Raw genomic sequence first — 15,128 nt, 5'->3', positions numbered from 1 at the left:
GTCAGGCGGACGGCGGAGCGGTGGACAGCCGGACGCGCAGCTCGGTGGCGAGCTCGACGCGCGGGCTCACCAGCGCCTCGCCGTCGAGCAGCTGGAACAGCGTCCTGGCGGCGATCCGCCCCATCTCCTCCAGCGGCTGGCGGACGGTGGTCAGGGGCGGCGACAGCCACTGGCACAGCGGCAGGTCGTCGAACCCGACGACGCTGAGGTCCGCCGGGACGCTGAGACCCGCCTGGCGCGCCGCCTCGTAGACGCCCATCGCCTGCTGGTCACTGCCCGCGAAGATCGCGGTCGGCCGGTCCCGCGGCTCGAGGAGCTCACACGCCGCCTGGAACCCGCCCTCGTAGCTGAAGTCGCCGTATCTGATCAACGCGCGATCGAGCTCCATGCCCGCGCGTTCGAGGGCGGCGCGGTAGCCGTCGATCCGGGCCTGCGTGCACAGCATCTCCTGCGGGCCGCCGATCGCGGCGATCCGCCGGTGCCCGAGGGAGATCAGGTGCTCGGTCGCCGACAGGCCGCCCGACCAGTTCGTCGCGCCGACGCTCGCCAGATCCGGATCGGGCAGGTCGACCGGGTCGATGACGACGAGGGCGACGCCCGCCCGCTCGATCTGCGCGCGCTGCTGCGCGGTGATCCGGGACGTCACGAGGATCACCCCGTCGCTGTGGTGCTGGACGCTGAGCGAGGCCCAGCTCGGCGGCCGGGCGTCCTCCCCGCGCACGAGCGAGACGACCGTGCCGGTGCCGCGTTCGGCGCACTCGGCCTCCACCCCGCGCAGGATCTCCACCGCCCAGGGACTGTCCAGGCCGCCGATGACGACGTCGACCAGCCCGGACCGGCGCGCCCGCCGTACGCCGGGCGCGAGGTAGCTGTGGGCCTTCAGCAGCCCGGCGACGCGTTCCCTCGTGGCCGCGGCGACGTCGGTCCGGCCGTTGAGCACCTTGGACACCGTGGCCGTGGAGACGCCCGCCTCCATGGCGATGTCGGCCAAGGTGGGCCGGGAGCGCCGACCGGCCGTCGGCTCCGATCCCGTTCCGGCTGGACGTCCCACCGCACTCCCCCACATCGTCGACCGTACGTTTCGAAGATTAGCGCAATCTTTCGGCGAACCTTGATTCCAGGTCGCCCGTGCACAGGCGCACAGGTTATCGGCGCGCGGACACCGCGCGTTCCGACGTGGGGGCTGGAACCGCCTGCCGACATGTTTCGAAAGATATCGGTCGTGGTTCCCCTGACAGCGCCACGATAGGACGACCGGTCTCCGCCTCGCCGGGCTTCTACGGATCGATCCGGGTGTCGGCCCGGCCGCTGTGGGTAGCCGACCGAACAGCGGGCAAGCACACGCCACCGCCGCCCTGACCGGAAGGAATAGGACGATGAGCGAGTACGAGGCGTCCCGGCGCATCACCGCGCCGGCGGAGCTGGTGTTCGACGAGGCGTCCGATCCCGGGACGATGGACGAGTGGCTGCCTCAGGACGTCCACCTGGAGTCCGCCGACCTGCCGGACGTGACGGTCAGCCACGGCGCCGACCGGGAACGCGCCCTGCTGCGGGCCGAGCGGGATCAGCTCCGGGTGGAGTGGGGCACCCGGGACACCGGCGAGTACGCCGGCTGGCTCCAGGTCACCGGCATCGAACCCGAGCACAGCGAGGTGGTCGTCCACCTGTCGTTCTTCGACCCCGACCACGCGCCACCCGGCCCGAAGGTCGAACAGGCCATGCATCAGAGCCTGGACCGCCTGGCCGACAAGGTGCGGGAACGGGGCGAGTCGGCCGGCCGATAGCCACCGATCGCCCGCCGGTGACCGGTTGGGCAACGGTCACCGGCGGTCGCCGGCGGCGAGGCGGTCCAGCCACTCACTCAGCAGACGCCGCTCCGCGTCGCTGAGGGCCGTCTGCTCGGGCAGCGCGGCGCGCAAGGCCCGGGCGGCGCCGGCCGGGCCCTCTTCCTGTACGGCCGGCTGCCGGTTGGTCACGGCGGCGAGCATGGACTCTCGAAGAGTGGTCAGCAGGGCCGGGTCGCGCCGGTCCTCCGGCAGGGACAGCCAGGTGAGCACCGCGCCGCGCGCCGTGGCATGGATGATCATGGCCGCGAGCTCCTCGTCGACCCGGAGCCGGCCGCCGGCGGCGAGGCGCCGGATCCGGCCCATGAGGATCTCCATGCCGGCCTTGTGGGCGGCGGACGCGGATCTCGTGGGCTCGCCGTACATCAGTGTGTACAGCGCGGGATTGGCCAGGCCGAACTCGACCGCCAGGTCCCAGCCGGCGCTCAGGTCCTCGATGGGGTCCGGCGGGTCGGGGTCGACGTGCTTCGCCGCGAGGAACGCGGCGAAGCCGTGCTCGGCAACCGCGTCGAGCAGCCCCTCCTTGTCGCCGAACAGCCGGTAGATGGCCGGTGCCTGCAGGCCCGCCGCGACGGCGACCGCGCGGGTGGTGACCGCGTCGCGACCTTCGCGCGTCAGCAGATCGATGGCGACCTCGATGACCCGCCGGCGGGTCTGCTCCCGTCCGGTGGCCGCGCTGTCGGACTCGCGGCCGGGTGAACCTGGTGACATGTATCAAGGATACGTCGCGACTGGTTCCGTCGTTATTATCAGTGTTACGCTGATTTTGATTCCATTGGAAACACATCGTTGGAGTGCACCGTGATCATCGTGACCGGAGCCACCGGGCAGCTCGGGCGTCAGATCGTCGAGAGCCTGTTGACGCGCATGCCGGCGCACCGGGTCGGCGTCAGCGTCCGCGACCCGCGGAAGGCACAGGGGTTCGCCGACCGAGGGGTACGGGTGCGGCAAGGCGACTTCACCGACACGGCCGGCCTCGCCCACGCCTTCGAGGGCGCTTCCCAAGTGCTCATCGTCTCCGTCGACAAGATGGGCGAAGCGGCCGTGCGAGACCACCGTGCCGCGATCGACGGGGCCGTCGAGGCGGGGGCCCGCCGCATCCTCTACACCAGCCATCAGGGCGCCGGCTCGGCGTCACACTTCCAGCCGTGCCGCGACCACGCCGCCACCGAGGAGGCACTGCGCGCGTCCGGCGTGCCATTCACGTCGCTGCGCAATGGCTTCTATGCCGCCACCGCGGTCCAGTACCTCGGCAACGCCGTGGAGTCCGGGCAGATCACGCTTCCAGCGGACGGACCGGTCAGCTGGACCGCGCACGCCGACCTCGCCGACGCGGCCGCCGCCATCCTGGCCGACGAAGGCCGCTTCGACGGCCCCACCCCGCCGCTCACCGCGGCACAGGCGCTCACCTTCGCCGACATCGCCGGCATCGCCTCCGACGTCACGGGCCGCGTCATCACCAGGACCACCGGACCCGACGACGAGTTCCGGGAGCACCTGATCGACCGCGGCGTCCCCGCCGAAAGGGCGAACCAGTTGCTCGGCGTCTTCACCGCCGCCCGCGCCGGCGAATTCGCCGCCGTCGACCCGACGCTGGCCACCCTGCTCGGCCGCGAACCCACCGCCCTGGCCACGGTGCTACGCGAGCAGTTGCCGACACGGCGCTAGAAGTGGGCCGCCAGGAGTGCCGGGCGTTCCACGCAGTCGGCGACGAAGCGAAGGAACGCCCCTGGCCGAGAAGGGTACGGCAACGCAGCGAGCAGTCCGACGGATAGTCGCCGCGCCCGGTGACCGGCCCACCGCCGGTCACCGGCGGAAGAATTCCGTTGCAGGACGATCATGCCCGGTTACCCTGGATCCGTGTGCAGGTACGCGATGGTCGTCTACAAGGTCCACTACGTCTGCGTGCCCTGTCGGCAGAGTCACAAGTACCCCTGGGACGGCCGGGAGCACCTGTGCCCACGCTGCCGCACGCCGATGACCTACGCGGGGCACGACTTCGCCGCACCGCGAAGGGCCGACGACCGTCGGTGGGCCGCTGTGGCCGCCGTCCTCGCAGCCGGCCTGCGCTACGAGGGATTCGACATTTGTGGCTGTGGACAGGACCCGAAGTACCGGCCGCGCACGGGTCAGGAGGTCCGGGCACGCCGCCGCGCGGGCGCACGCGCAGGTCTCACCGACGCACAGGCACTGGCCCTCCGTGACGTCTCAGACGGGAGGCCCTACTGACCGTCCTCGACTCCCTGAATGCCGCCGCTTACCTGACCGAGGCCGGCCTGCGCGAAGCCGAGATCAACACCGTACGGTCCCGCCTGTTTTAACCGCGAAGATCCCTGGTGATCGCTGACATCAGACAGCAGCAATCACCAGCGGATCGTCGTCGGACCGGGCCCTCGTTATCGGTAGACGACCTCCCGGCCGGGACTCGCGGCACGCAGATCCCGGACGATGACCCGGCCGGGACCTTCCGGTACGGCGCAGTCCGGGCCGTGCAGGTCAAGGTGTTCGAGGTCGGCGGGGAAGGCCATTTCGTGCCCGACGTACTCCGGGTCGAGAGCGAAGGCGACACGTGTTCCGCTCCCTGGCGGTGGATCGATCCTCTCCGGAACGGAGAGCGGCCGGATGCCGGCGAGTTCCTGACGGAAGGCGTGATCGTCTCGCCACACCTCCACCACGACTTTTTCGCATAGGGCCATCACCGCGGCCAGGAGCCACCACCCAGCTCCGTTCAAGAAATCGAAGTAGTCGGGAGCCGGCAAGTCCGGTTCGTCCCGGGAAGGCGGCAGATCCAACATCACCGTGAAACCGCGGTCACCGGATATCTCGATCAGGCCCTGCAGCGAGTGCGCCTCGGCCGTCCTGGCCGGCGGATGAAGAACGTGCCCACCCACCGCACACATCAACGAGACCGGCAGCCGAGGATCCCGCAGCCCCACACCGAAGTACATGCCCGGACGCTTGCGTATCGCCTCGTCCAACTCCACCACGGTGATGTCCGCAGCGCTGTACTCATGCTCCGCCACGACCACACGCTACCGACCCGACAAGGCAGGCACCTTCGGTGGTGCGCCTAAAGGTGAGCCGCCAGGAGTGCCGGGCGTTCCACGCAGTCGGCGACGAAGCGCAGGAATCCCCCTGCCACACCTCCGTCGCAGACCCGGTGGTCGAACGTGAACGACAGCTGCGTCACCTTCCGCAGCCGGATCTCCCCTTCGTACGCCCACGGGCGATCGATGATCCGCCCGACGCCGAGCATGGCGGCCTCGGGGTGGTTGATGATCGGGTTGGAACCGTCCACGCCGAACACGCCGTAGTTGTTGAGCGTGAACGTCCCTCCGGTGAGGTCCTGGGGGGCGAGCCGACCGGCGCGGGCGTCCTCGGTGCGCTCCCGGAGCCGGGCGGCCAGCTCGGCGAGGGTGAGCCGGTGCGCGTCGGGGACGACCGGTACGACGAGGCCCCGGTCGGTCTGCGCCGCGAACCCGAGATGCACCTGCGGCACCTGGACGATCTCCTGGCGTTCGGTGTCGACGTAGGCGTTCAGCTCGGGGAACCTTCGCAGTCCGGCGACGCAGATCCGGGCGAACAGCGCCAGCAGGCCGATGCGGGCGTCCGGGAGGGCCCGGTCGAGGTCGGCCTTGAGCTCCACCAGGGGCGTGGCGTCGACGTCGACCCAGGTGCTCGCGTCCGGGATCTCGCGTCGGCTACGGGAGAGCTTCTCGGCGACGGTCCGCCGCACGCCCCGCAGGGGCACCCGGACGGGAGCCTCCCGATCCGCCAGGGCCGCTTCCTGATCCGCCCAGGTGGTGGCCTCCCGGCTCACCCGGCCGGAGGTCTCCCGATCCGCCGTCTCAGGTGCGACGGCCAGGCCAGGGGCCGATGTGGACCGAGCGGTGGCCGTCGGAGCGGTTCCGGACATGGCCGCGACGATGGCGTCGTCGACGTCCCGGCGGAGCACGACGCCACCGGGACCGCTGGGGGTGAGGGCCGCGATGTCGATGGCGTGCGTTCGCGCCAGCTGGCGGACCACCGGCGAGATGACGCGCGGGGCCCCGGCCCGCCCCGCCATCGCGGGGACCGACGACGGATCGGACGGTGCGGGGGAACCGGCCGCCGCAGGTACGGGAATCGAACTGGCCGGCGCGGACACCGGGCCGGTCACGCGACGCGGTGACGCGGGTCCGGTGCGTCCGGCTCGGCGACGGCGCGATCGGCGTGCCGTGCCCGTCCCGTACCCGACGAGGACGTTGCCCGATCCGGCGCGTTCCTCCTCGCGGTAACGCTCGTCGCGGGCGGACGGGCCCGCCGGCGACGGCGCCGTATCCGGGGCGGCGGGCCGGTCCGCGACGGTCACCGCGATGAGGGGCTCGCCGACACCGATGACGGATCCGGCCTCGCCGTACAGTCGCGCCACGATGCCCGCGATCGGGATGGGGACGTCGACCGCGGCCTTGGCCGTCTCGACCTCGAGGACGTTCTGGTCGACGGTGACGGTGTCCCCCGGGGAGACACGCCACTCGGTGATCTCGGCCTCGGTCAGGCCCTCGCCGAGGTCGGGGAGCCGGAAGACGACCTCGCTCACGCCGCACCGCCCAGCGGGAGGAAACGGGTGTCGGGCCGGTCGTCGCGCTGCAGCCGGTCGAGCGCGTCGAGGATCCGGTCGACGTTCGGCAGGTGATGGTGTTCGAGCATCGGCGGCGGGTACGGGATGTCGAACCCGGTCACCCGCAGCACCGGGGCGTGCAGGCTGTGGAAGCACCGCTCCTGGACGCGCGCCGCGATCTCCGCGCCGACTCCGGCGAAGCCCGCGGCCTCGCCCACGATCACGCACCGGCCCGTCCTGCGCACTGACGCGGTGACGGTCTCGTCGTCGAACGGCACGATCGTCCGCAGGTCGACGACCTCCAGGTCCCACCCCTCCTCGGCGGCGGCCTCGGCCGCCTCCATGGCGACGGGTACGGTCGGGCCGTAGGCGACGAGGGTCGCGTCGCCGCCGGTGCGCCGGACCGCGGCCCGGCCGAACGGCTCGGTGCGCGCCGGCAGGGTGACCTGTGCCTTCGCCCAGTACAGCTTCTTGGGCTCCAGGAACACGACGGGGTCCGGGTCGTCGATGGCCTCCCGCAGCAGGGAGTACGCGTCGTCCACCGTCGCGGGCGTGACGACCTTCAGCCCCGGCGTGTGCGCGTAGTAGGCCTCGCTCGAGTCGCAGTGGTGCTCCACGCCGCCGATGCCCCCGGCGTACGGGATCCTGATCACCATCGGCAGTTCGACCCGCCCGCGGGTGCGGTTGCGCATCTTGGCGACGTGCGAGGCGATCTGCTCGAACGCCGGGTAGGCGAAGGCGTCGAACTGCAACTCGACGACGGGCCGGAAGCCGCCCATCGCCATGCCGACGGCGAACCCGACGATGCCTGCCTCGGCGAGCGGCGTGTCGAAGCAGCGCTCGTCGCCGAACTCGGCGGTGAGGCCGTCGGTGATGCGGAAGACGCCGCCGAGCGGGCCGACGTCCTCGCCGAAGACCACGACCCGTTCGTCGCCCGCGAGGGCGTCGCGCAGGGCGGCGTTGAGCGCCTGTGCCATGGTGGTGGACGGAGCGGTCACGTCAGCGCCTCCTCGGCCTCGAGTTCGGAGCGGAGCGTCTCCCGCTGCTCGTCCAGTTGCGGGGTGGCGACGCCGTAGACGTGGTCGAACAGCTCGAGCGCATCGAGCTTCGGGTCGGCGTTCATCGCGGTGCGCAGCCGGCCGGCGAACTCCTCGGCGGCCGTCGCCGCCTCCGCGACGTCGTCGTCGCCGAGGTGGCCGCGGCGGCGCAGGTACGCCTCCAGACGGGCGATCGGGTCGCGCCGGCGCCACTCCTCGGTCTCGGCGTCGGAACGGTAGCGCGTCGCGTCGTCGGCGTTGGTGTGCGACTCGATGCGGTAGGTGAGCGCCTCGACCAGGAAAGGTCCCTGGCCGGACCGCGCGTGCTCGGCGGCGGCGGACAGCACCGCCAGCACCGCGACGGGGTCGTTCCCGTCGACCCGCTCCGAGCGCACCCCGTAGCCGACGCCCTTGTGGGCCAGGGAGGGCGCGGCGGTCTGCCGGTCGAGCGGGACGGAGATGGCGTACTGGTTGTTCTGCACCAGGAAGACGACCGGCGCCTTGAACACGGCCGCGAAGTTGAGCGCCTCGTGGAAGTCGCCCTCGCTGGTCGCGCCGTCGCCGACGCAGGCGAGCGCGATCCGGCCGCTGCCCTTGCGCCGCTCGGCGTACGCCAGGCCGGCCGCGTGGACGGTCTGGGTCGCGAGCGGCGTGCACTGCGGGGCCACGTGGTGCCGGTGCGGGTCGTAGCCGCAGTGCGCGTCGCCGCGCAGCAGTGAGAGCACCTCGGTGGGCTCGATGCCGCGCGTCACGAGCGCGACGGACTCCCGATAGGTGGGGAACAGCCAGTCGCCGTCCTCCAGGGCGAGGACGGCGCCGATCTGACACGCCTCCTGGCCATGGCTCGACGGGTAGACGGCGAGGCGTCCCTGCTTCGTCAGCGCCGTGGCCTGGGCGTCGAACCGGCGTCCGACGACCATGGCGTGGTACGCCCGCCGCAGCGTCTCCGGGTTCGGCAGCGGATAGCGGGGACGGCTCCGTACCGCCGCTCCGGTGTCGGTCAGGAAACGGACCGGCTGCGCCGAGGGAAGCAGCGCCTCCGGGCCGCTGTCGTGATGTCGCTCGGTCATACGGCACTGCCCTCCTTGCTCGCCCAGTGGTAGGAATATCGGTTGAAACATGACCGAAAGTACAGATGTCAGGCCGAATCAGGAACATATTGCTCAGAGGGGGGCGGCTCATGGACCATCTGTCGTTCGAGGCGACGGCGGGCTCCGGTCCCGGCGGACGATCGGCGGCGCTCGACGACATCGACCGGGCGATCCTGCGCGAACTGGAGGCCGATGGCCGCATGTCCATGCGCGCCCTGGCCGAGCGGGTGAGCATCTCCCGCTCCAACGCCTACACGCGCGTCGAACGAATGATCGCCGAGGGCGTCATCGCCGGGTTCACCGCCCGGATCGACCCCGTACGCGCCGGGCTGGGTACCTCGGCGTACGTTCTCCTCAACATCGAGCAGCACTCGTGGCGCGAGGTGGCCGCCCGTCTGCGCGACGTGCCGTACATCGAGCACGTGGCGTTCGTCGGCGGCGACGTCGACCTCGTGATGCTGGTACGCACGCCCGACAACGTCACCCTGCGCGACGTGGTGCTCGCCCGGATCCACGCGGTCCCGGGCGTACGGTCGACGCGGACGTGGCTCATCTTCGACGAGGCGGCCGGCGGAAGCCGCTTCCAGTGACGGACGACCGACGAAGATCGATGACGACCGGCATTCGGCACTAAGGTGACACAGCCGTGAGGCGTTGGCAGACCGTGCCCGATCAGTGATCGTTGAGTGAGATCGGTCGAGGAGGAGCACCATGCGGGCGATGACGGTCGGGGCCGTACTCGGGGACGCGGCGGTACGGAGCAAGACGTTCCTGTACGACGGCGACGACGCCATCACGTTCGCCGAGTTCGACGAGCTGACCGACCGGGTCGCGTGCGGGCTGCTGGCGCGCGGGATCCGGCGCGGCGACCGGATCGGACTGCTCGGCCTGAACACGCCGGAGTGGCTGGCCGGGTTCTTCGGCGCGGCGCGGATCGGCGCGATCGTCGTCCCGCTCAACGTGCGCTACCGGGAGCGGGAGCTGTCGTACATGCTCGGCCAGAGCGGCGCCCGGATGGTCATCTGCCTCGACCGCACGCCCGACTTCGACTTCGCGGCGTTCTTCGAGGGCTTCCGGCAGCGGCTGCCCCACGTCGGCGACTACGTGTTCTTCGGCGGCTTCGCGGGCAGCGCCTCGTTCGATGAGCTCACCGCGACACCGGCCGACGCGGCCCTGCTGGCGGCGGTGTGCCCGACGGTGGTCCCCGAGGACCCGCTGATGATCCTTTACACCTCGGGGACGACCGGGCGCCCCAAGGGCGCGGTGATCACCCATCGCGGCATCCTGGCCTCGGCGGCGGCGCAGGCGGGCCACTGCGGGATGAGCGACGGCGACGTACTGCTCGGGCACCTGCCGTTCAACCACGTCGCCGGCATCACCTGCACGCTTATGGCCGCGCTGGTCAGCGGCGGGTCGGTGGCGCTGCTGCCCGCCTTCGGCCCGCAGGCGGCGCTGCGCGCCATCGAGCGCCACCGGGTGACGTTCCTGGGCGCGGTGCCGACGATGTACGTGCTGATGCTCGGACGGGAGGACTTCGCCGACCACGACGTCTCGTCGGTGCGCGTCTGCCTGGCCGGCGGGTCCAACGTGGAGCCGGCGCTGGCCGACGCGATCCGCCGGGGCTTCCCGGGAGCACGGCTGTACGGGCTGTACGGGCTCTCGGAGTCCTCCGGAGCGTGCGTGATCTCGCGGCCGGACGACGATCCCGAGACGGCCGCCCGCGCGCTGGGCGTGATGATCGGTGACTTCGAGGCCCGGATCGTCGGGCCGGGTGAGGTGGTCCTCCCGCCGGGCGAGACCGGCGAACTCCAGGTCCGCGGCGACTGCGTGACCGCCGGCTACTGGGACATGCCCGCGGAGACCTCCGAGGTCTTCCTGCCGGACGGCTGGCTGGCCACCGGGGACATGGTCGCCATGGAGCCGGACGGGCACCTGGTGCTGCGCGGCCGCAAGAAGGAGATGTACATCCAGGGCGGCTTCAACGTCTACCCGGTGGAGATCGAGAACGTCCTGACCACGCACCCGAACGTCGCGATGGCCGCCGGGATCGGCGTGCCCGACGGGGTGCTCGGCGAGGTCGGCCGCTTCTACGTCGTGCCGCGGCCGGGAGCGGAGCCGCCCACGGCGGAGGAACTGACCTCCTACTGCCGGGAGCGGCTGGCCGACTACAAGGTGCCGCGGCAGTTCGTCGTCACCGCCGACGTGCCGCTGACCCCCGTCGGAAAGATCCACAAGGCCCTGCTCAAGGAGAGCCACCTGTCGAGTCTCACGGAATGAGTCCACCCAGCGCGGACCGCGCCCACGCCGCCGCAGATCGCGCCTCCTCGTGCCGCGTTGCGGTCCTAAGCTTCTCCGGCGTGCGTATCGGTCAGGGCGTGCCGGGTTTGCGCGCGAGGACAAGCCGGTACCGCGGGCTACCGTCCTCGCGCCGGCCGATGGCCGTCAGGGGGACCGTCGTCACGGCGAACCCGGCCGCCGTCAGGTCGTTGCGGACCGCGTGCGGCGGGCAGGTGCGGTAGTACATGACGAACGGGGGACGCCACACGGCGTTGCGGGCCCGCATGGCCAGGTCGAATCCGAGCAACGCCCAGTACCAGCCCGAGGTGAGGGGCGGCGGCGCGCCGATCGGGAAGGCGAAGAGCCCGCCGGGCCGCAGCGCGCCGTACACCCCGGCGAACAGCGCGGGTCGTTCGGCGGGCAGGAAGTGCCCGAGCGCTCCGAAGCTGACCGCCAGGTCGAAGGTATCGGCGAAGGGCAGGGTCCGTACGTCGGCTCGTATCCACTCGGCGTCCGGGTGGGCACTGCGCGCCTGCGCGAGCATGCCGGCGCTGAAGTCGACGCCCGTGATCCGTCCCTGGCACAGGGGTTCGAGGACCCGCATGCCCGCGCCGGTGCCGCAGCACACGTCCAGTCCCCGGCCGAACGGCGCGAGCGGGCGCAGCGCGTCGGCGGTCGCGTCGAGAATGCTCTCGGGGGTGCGGAAAGGCGTGTGGTCGAACTTCGGGGCGAGCAGGTCGTAGCCGCTTTCGACCGAGGACAGCGCCTGGATCGCCAGTTCACGCAGAGACGGGCCATGGGGCGAGAACACCGGCCAAGAGTACTTGACGTGCTGGTCAGCTCCCCGACCTGACGGCGCTCGCCGGGCGTGGGCGGCCGTGACCTTGGTCGACGGCATCGTCATCACCCCGGCCTCGATGCGCGAACACGCCCACATCGACGCCGCCACCCAGGCCGGCGTCCCCGTCGTCTCGCTCGACCGTCAGCTCAGCGACAGCGGAATCGACAGCGTCGTCGCCGACAACGAGGCGGCCACCACCGCCGCGATCGACCACCTCATCTGCCTCGGCCACCGCCGCATCGCCTTCCTCGGCTCGGTGCAGCCGGCGGAGGCCCCAACCCTCCGGATCGGCAAGGTCCGCGCGAGCGTCACAGGTCCCGCCCGGCCGTCGCTGGAGCGCGTACGGGGCTACCTCCGGGCGCTGTCCGCGGCGGGACTCCACGCGGACCGCGACCTCATCGCCCTGGTCCCGCACGACGAGCCCAAGCTCCGCCTGCACGCAGTCGAGGCGATCCTCGACCTCGAACACCCGCCGACCGCGCTGTTCACCGCCGACGGCTACATGACCAAGAGCGCGTTCGAGCTCCTGTCCGAGCGGAGCGTCGCGATCCCCGACGACATCTCCCTGCTCGGCTTCGACGACCTGGAGTGGACCACGCTCGTACGCCCCCGGATCTCGGTCGTCGTCCAGAGGTCGTACGACATGGGCCGCACGGCGGCCGAGCAGCTCTTCACCCAGATGGGCCGTCCCCTGGACGCGAACCGCCGAGGCCGCCGCACCGTCGTCGCCGCCCGCTTCCTCGAACGCGAGAGCGTCACGGCTGCGCATTGACGGTGTCCTCTACCACCATGCGCTGCATTCGTAATCGCCGCACAGCCGGAGGTAGACCGATTTCGCACCCCGGTAGGTGTGCTTCGAGCCGACCTTCACTCTTACGTCCTGAGTCTTGCCGGAATTCCAGTGGATCTCTGCCCAGACCGAGACGTACTTGGATATGCGGTACGCGCCGAACTGACCCTGGTAGCCGCCGCCTTTTCCGTGGTACCGGGACCAGGTCTTCCAGACACGCGCTGAGGTGTCGTGAAGCCACAGCGTCGTGACGTGCCGCTTCGCATTCGCCCCGATGTCGGTCGCCGAAGCGTGATTTCCCGGACTCGACGTGTTCGGCCGGCCGGTCGACGCGTAGGCCGGTGCCGTCGCCGCCAGCGCGGCGACAGACGCCATGGAGACGACGCCCAGCCGGATCCGTCTCCGGCCGTTGTTCGCGTGGCTGCGTTGCTCTGCCATCTTTCCCCTGTCCTCTTATCGGCGGTTGTGTGCGCAATCAACGGATCAAGGAACCCTGGCCGCGTTTGAGCCACCACTAAATAAGCATGTGAGTCGCATCGCGCACATCGTGGCAAACCCGTATTGGCGCCTGGGAGCCAGTGTCATGCGAGTGACCATCGCGTCACTCGACCAGCAGTAACTACTGTTCGCTTATCGACGCTCACTCTCTGCTATAAATCGCAGTGTCGAAATACACCCCGCACCAAGGAGGACCATGAACAGGATCGTCCGTCGCGTTTCAATGACGATGGCCGGGGCCGTCGTCGCGGCCGGGGTGACGGTACCGGCCTCGGCGGCGCACGCCGACCCGCCGCTGCCGTGCCCACGCGTCTTCGGGGTGCTGTGCGCCTTCACTGGACCAGAGGGCCATGGTGAGCTGATCCTGCTCCATCACGAGGAGCCGTTCCTGGCCCCGCCGGTACGCAGCGCGCAGAACCAGAGTCCTTTCCCCTGGTGCCTCTACAGGCACCCGGAGTTCCAGGGGGAGCATCGCGAGATCGCCCGCGGCCAGTCCATCGGCGACCTCGGATTCCATGCCCGCTCCGTCCAGCCGAGGCCCTGCCCGGCCTGACGGCCTGCGCACACCGCGGATGTCGCGCCCGGCCCGCCACGGCGGGCCGGGCGCACCCGATCACGCGTCGAACTCGACGCCTTGGGCGAGGGGCAGTTCGCCGGAGTAGTTGATCGTGTTGGTGGCGCGGCGCATGTAGCCCCGCCAGGCGTCCGAACCCGACTCTCGGCCGCCGCCGGTCTCCTTCTCGCCGCCGAAGGCTCCGCCGATCTCGGCGCCGGACGTGCCGATGTTGACGTTGACGATGCCGCAGTCGGAGCCCTCGGGCGAGACGAACAGCTCCGCCTCGGCCTGGTCGCGGGTGAAGATGCTGGACGACAGCCCCTGCGGCACCGCGTTGTTGAGCGCGATGGCCTCCTCGAGACGCTCGTACGGCATGACGTACAGGATCGGCGCGAACGTCTCCTGGGCCACGATCGTGGTCTGCTCCGGCATCCGGACCAGCGCCGGCTCCGCGTAGTAGGCGCCCGGTGCCTGGTCCGCGAGCCTGCGCCCGCCGCCGGCCACGAGCGTCCCGCCCTGGGCGACGACGGCGTCCAGCGCACCCCGCATGGCCTCGTACGCGCGCTCGTTGATGAGCGGCCCGACCAGCGTGCCCGGTTTGAGGGGGTTGCCGATGGGCAGCCGGCCGTACGCCTCGGCGAGGCGGTCGACGAGCGTGTCGATGACGTCGGTGTGGGCGATGACGCGGCGCATCGTCGTGCAGCGCTGGCCCGCCGTCCCCGCGGCCGAGAACACGATGCCGCGTACGGTCAGGTCCAGGTCGGCCGACGGGCACACGATGGCCGCGTTGTTCCCGCCGAGTTCCAGCAGGGACCGCCCGAAGCGGGCCGCGACGCGTGGGCCGACCGCGCGGCCCATCCGGGTCGAGCCGGTGGCGCTGACCAGGGCGACGCCCGGGTGGTCCACGAGCGCCTCGCCGGCCTCCGGGCCGCCGATGACGACCTGGCTCAGGTGCGCGGGCGCGCCCTGTTCGGCCGCGGCGCGGTCGAGCAGGGCCGCGCTCGCCAGGGCGGTGAGCGGCGCGAGCTCCGACGGCTTCCACACGACCGGGTCGCCGCACACCAGCGCGATCGCGGTGTTCCACGCCCACACCGCCGCCGGGAAGTTGAAGGCGCTGATCACGCCGACGACTCCGAGCGGGTGCCAGGTCTCCATGAGGCGGTGGCCCAGCCGTTCGGAACTGATCGTGCGGCCGTACAGCTGGCGGGACAGGCCCAGCGCGTAGTCGCAGATGTCGATCATCTCCTGGACCTCGCCGAGCGCCTCGGAGGTGATCTTCCCGACCTCCAGGCTGATCAGGGTGGCGAGGTCCTCCTTGTGCTCGGTGAGCAGTTCACCGAAACGCTTCACCAGCGCGCCCCGTACGGGGGCGGGCACGCGGCGCCAGGCGAGGAACGCCTCCCCGGCCCGCGCGACCGCGGCGTCTACGGCGGCCGCGTCGACCCAGGTCGCGGCGGCCAGCCGTTCGCCGTTGACCGGCGAGGTGGTCGCGACCTCGGCGCCGAGCGCGTCCACGTCCACACCACAGCGCTTGGCGGTGTCTCGCGCCAGCGCAGCCAGTTCCTCGGCGCCGGGCAGCGTGGTCACCATCAGG

At 71.2% G+C, this 15,128-nt stretch carries 16 protein-coding genes; 7 read left to right on the top strand and 9 right to left on the bottom strand.

Translation table 11 applies throughout. From position 1 onward, the window contains the following. Position 1: 1 nt before the first annotated feature. Positions 2–1,051 (bottom strand): LacI family DNA-binding transcriptional regulator, encoded by a 1,050-nt coding sequence (locus AB0I04_RS39575; RefSeq protein WP_360897066.1) that lies wholly within the window; start codon positions 1,049–1,051, stop codon positions 2–4. Between the two features lie 325 nt (positions 1,052–1,376). On the opposite strand from AB0I04_RS39575, the gene AB0I04_RS39570 reads away from it, so the two are divergent. Then, a complete protein-coding gene (locus tag AB0I04_RS39570; protein WP_360897063.1) occupies positions 1,377–1,784 on the top strand; it encodes an SRPBCC family protein in 408 nt (135 codons plus the stop codon). A gap of 36 nt (positions 1,785–1,820) precedes the next feature. Here the strand turns inward: AB0I04_RS39570 and AB0I04_RS39565 are convergent, their stop codons facing one another. Further along, positions 1,821–2,555, bottom strand: coding sequence for a helix-turn-helix domain-containing protein (locus AB0I04_RS39565; RefSeq protein WP_360897060.1), 735 nt, complete (start codon positions 2,553–2,555; stop codon positions 1,821–1,823). Positions 2,556–2,645: 90 nt separating this feature from the next. Between AB0I04_RS39565 and AB0I04_RS39560 the strand changes: the two genes are divergently transcribed. Both AB0I04_RS39560 and AB0I04_RS39555 read left to right on the top strand, forming a co-directional pair. Beyond that, entirely contained in the window at positions 2,646–3,512 is an 867-nt protein-coding gene (locus tag AB0I04_RS39560; RefSeq protein WP_360897057.1) for an NmrA family NAD(P)-binding protein, read from the top strand. A 192-nt stretch (positions 3,513–3,704) separates the two neighbouring features. Continuing rightward, positions 3,705–4,073 carry a hypothetical protein gene (locus AB0I04_RS39555; protein WP_360897054.1) on the top strand — a complete coding sequence of 123 codons (369 nt, stop codon included), beginning with the start codon at positions 3,705–3,707 and terminating at the stop codon, positions 4,071–4,073. Positions 4,074–4,240: 167 nt separating this feature from the next. On the opposite strand, the gene AB0I04_RS39550 is transcribed toward AB0I04_RS39555, so the two are convergent. From AB0I04_RS39550 to pdhA, 4 genes are read right to left on the bottom strand one after another with little or no spacing between them, the layout of a single operon-like run. Further along, positions 4,241–4,867 (bottom strand): hypothetical protein, encoded by a 627-nt coding sequence (locus AB0I04_RS39550; RefSeq protein ID WP_360897051.1) that lies wholly within the window; start codon positions 4,865–4,867, stop codon positions 4,241–4,243. A gap of 47 nt (positions 4,868–4,914) precedes the next feature. Continuing rightward, the gene (locus AB0I04_RS39545) at positions 4,915–6,423 is read right to left on the bottom strand and encodes a dihydrolipoamide acetyltransferase family protein (RefSeq protein ID WP_360897048.1); all 1,509 of its coding nucleotides are present in this window, start codon (positions 6,421–6,423) and stop codon (positions 4,915–4,917) included. Next, complete coding sequence (locus AB0I04_RS39540; RefSeq protein WP_360897173.1) at positions 6,420–7,421, bottom strand: alpha-ketoacid dehydrogenase subunit beta; 1,002 nt, start codon at positions 7,419–7,421, stop codon at positions 6,420–6,422. The genes AB0I04_RS39545 and AB0I04_RS39540 overlap by 4 nt, the downstream gene beginning before the upstream one ends. Positions 7,422–7,438: 17 nt before the next feature. Beyond that, complete coding sequence (gene pdhA, locus AB0I04_RS39535; RefSeq protein ID WP_360897045.1) at positions 7,439–8,551, bottom strand: pyruvate dehydrogenase (acetyl-transferring) E1 component subunit alpha; 1,113 nt, start codon at positions 8,549–8,551, stop codon at positions 7,439–7,441. Positions 8,552–8,661: 110 nt separating this feature from the next. Here pdhA and AB0I04_RS39530 point away from each other — a divergent pair, with 110 nt between their 5' ends. Then, positions 8,662–9,162 carry an Lrp/AsnC family transcriptional regulator gene (locus AB0I04_RS39530; protein ID WP_360897042.1) on the top strand — a complete coding sequence of 167 codons (501 nt, stop codon included), beginning with the start codon at positions 8,662–8,664 and terminating at the stop codon, positions 9,160–9,162. 121 nt (positions 9,163–9,283) lie between these two features. Next, positions 9,284–10,849: an AMP-binding protein gene (locus AB0I04_RS39525; protein WP_360897039.1), complete on the top strand. Its 1,566-nt coding sequence runs from the start codon at positions 9,284–9,286 to the stop codon at positions 10,847–10,849. A 91-nt stretch (positions 10,850–10,940) separates the two neighbouring features. Here the strand turns inward: AB0I04_RS39525 and AB0I04_RS39520 are convergent, their stop codons facing one another. After that, positions 10,941–11,660, bottom strand: coding sequence for a methyltransferase domain-containing protein (locus AB0I04_RS39520; RefSeq protein WP_360897036.1), 720 nt, complete (start codon positions 11,658–11,660; stop codon positions 10,941–10,943). Between the two features lie 67 nt (positions 11,661–11,727). Between AB0I04_RS39520 and AB0I04_RS39515 the strand changes: the two genes are divergently transcribed. Further along, the gene (locus AB0I04_RS39515; RefSeq protein ID WP_360897033.1) at positions 11,728–12,462 is read left to right on the top strand and encodes a substrate-binding domain-containing protein; all 735 of its coding nucleotides are present in this window, start codon (positions 11,728–11,730) and stop codon (positions 12,460–12,462) included. 9 nt (positions 12,463–12,471) lie between these two features. Here the strand turns inward: AB0I04_RS39515 and AB0I04_RS39510 are convergent, their stop codons facing one another. Continuing rightward, positions 12,472–12,918: a hypothetical protein gene (locus AB0I04_RS39510; protein ID WP_360897030.1), complete on the bottom strand. Its 447-nt coding sequence runs from the start codon at positions 12,916–12,918 to the stop codon at positions 12,472–12,474. A gap of 256 nt (positions 12,919–13,174) precedes the next feature. Between AB0I04_RS39510 and AB0I04_RS39505 the strand changes: the two genes are divergently transcribed. Further along, the gene (locus tag AB0I04_RS39505) at positions 13,175–13,531 is read left to right on the top strand and encodes a peptidase inhibitor family I36 protein (RefSeq protein ID WP_360897027.1); all 357 of its coding nucleotides are present in this window, start codon (positions 13,175–13,177) and stop codon (positions 13,529–13,531) included. A gap of 60 nt (positions 13,532–13,591) precedes the next feature. On the opposite strand, the gene AB0I04_RS39500 is transcribed toward AB0I04_RS39505, so the two are convergent. Then, positions 13,592–15,124 carry an aldehyde dehydrogenase family protein gene (locus AB0I04_RS39500; RefSeq protein WP_360897024.1) on the bottom strand — a complete coding sequence of 511 codons (1,533 nt, stop codon included), beginning with the start codon at positions 15,122–15,124 and terminating at the stop codon, positions 13,592–13,594. Positions 15,125–15,128 lie beyond the last annotated feature (4 nt).

This window comes from Actinoallomurus sp. NPDC050550 (assembly GCF_040655075.1).
In the GTDB taxonomy this organism is placed as follows: domain Bacteria; phylum Actinomycetota; class Actinomycetes; order Streptosporangiales; family Streptosporangiaceae; genus Actinoallomurus.
The sequence above is the reverse complement of the archived record's forward strand: the minus strand, read 5'-3'. Positions and strand labels throughout refer to the sequence as shown.

What these genes read in the sequence shown, in the direction of transcription:
- AB0I04_RS39500 (WP_360897024.1), bottom strand. Translation starts at nt 15,124, where the DNA reads ATGGTGACCACGCTGCCCGGCGCCGAGGAACTGGCTGCGCTGGCGCGA.
- pdhA (WP_360897045.1), bottom strand. Translation starts at nt 8,551, where the DNA reads ATGACCGAGCGACATCACGACAGCGGCCCGGAGGCGCTGCTTCCCTCG.
- AB0I04_RS39540 (WP_360897173.1), bottom strand. Translation starts at nt 7,421, where the DNA reads ATGGCACAGGCGCTCAACGCCGCCCTGCGCGACGCCCTCGCGGGCGAC.
- AB0I04_RS39570 (WP_360897063.1), top strand. Translation starts at nt 1,377, where the DNA reads ATGAGCGAGTACGAGGCGTCCCGGCGCATCACCGCGCCGGCGGAGCTG.
- AB0I04_RS39505 (WP_360897027.1), top strand. Translation starts at nt 13,175, where the DNA reads ATGAACAGGATCGTCCGTCGCGTTTCAATGACGATGGCCGGGGCCGTC.
- AB0I04_RS39525 (WP_360897039.1), top strand. Translation starts at nt 9,284, where the DNA reads ATGCGGGCGATGACGGTCGGGGCCGTACTCGGGGACGCGGCGGTACGG.
- AB0I04_RS39565 (WP_360897060.1), bottom strand. Translation starts at nt 2,555, where the DNA reads ATGTCACCAGGTTCACCCGGCCGCGAGTCCGACAGCGCGGCCACCGGA.
- AB0I04_RS39530 (WP_360897042.1), top strand. Translation starts at nt 8,662, where the DNA reads ATGGACCATCTGTCGTTCGAGGCGACGGCGGGCTCCGGTCCCGGCGGA.
- AB0I04_RS39510 (WP_360897030.1), bottom strand. Translation starts at nt 12,918, where the DNA reads ATGGCAGAGCAACGCAGCCACGCGAACAACGGCCGGAGACGGATCCGG.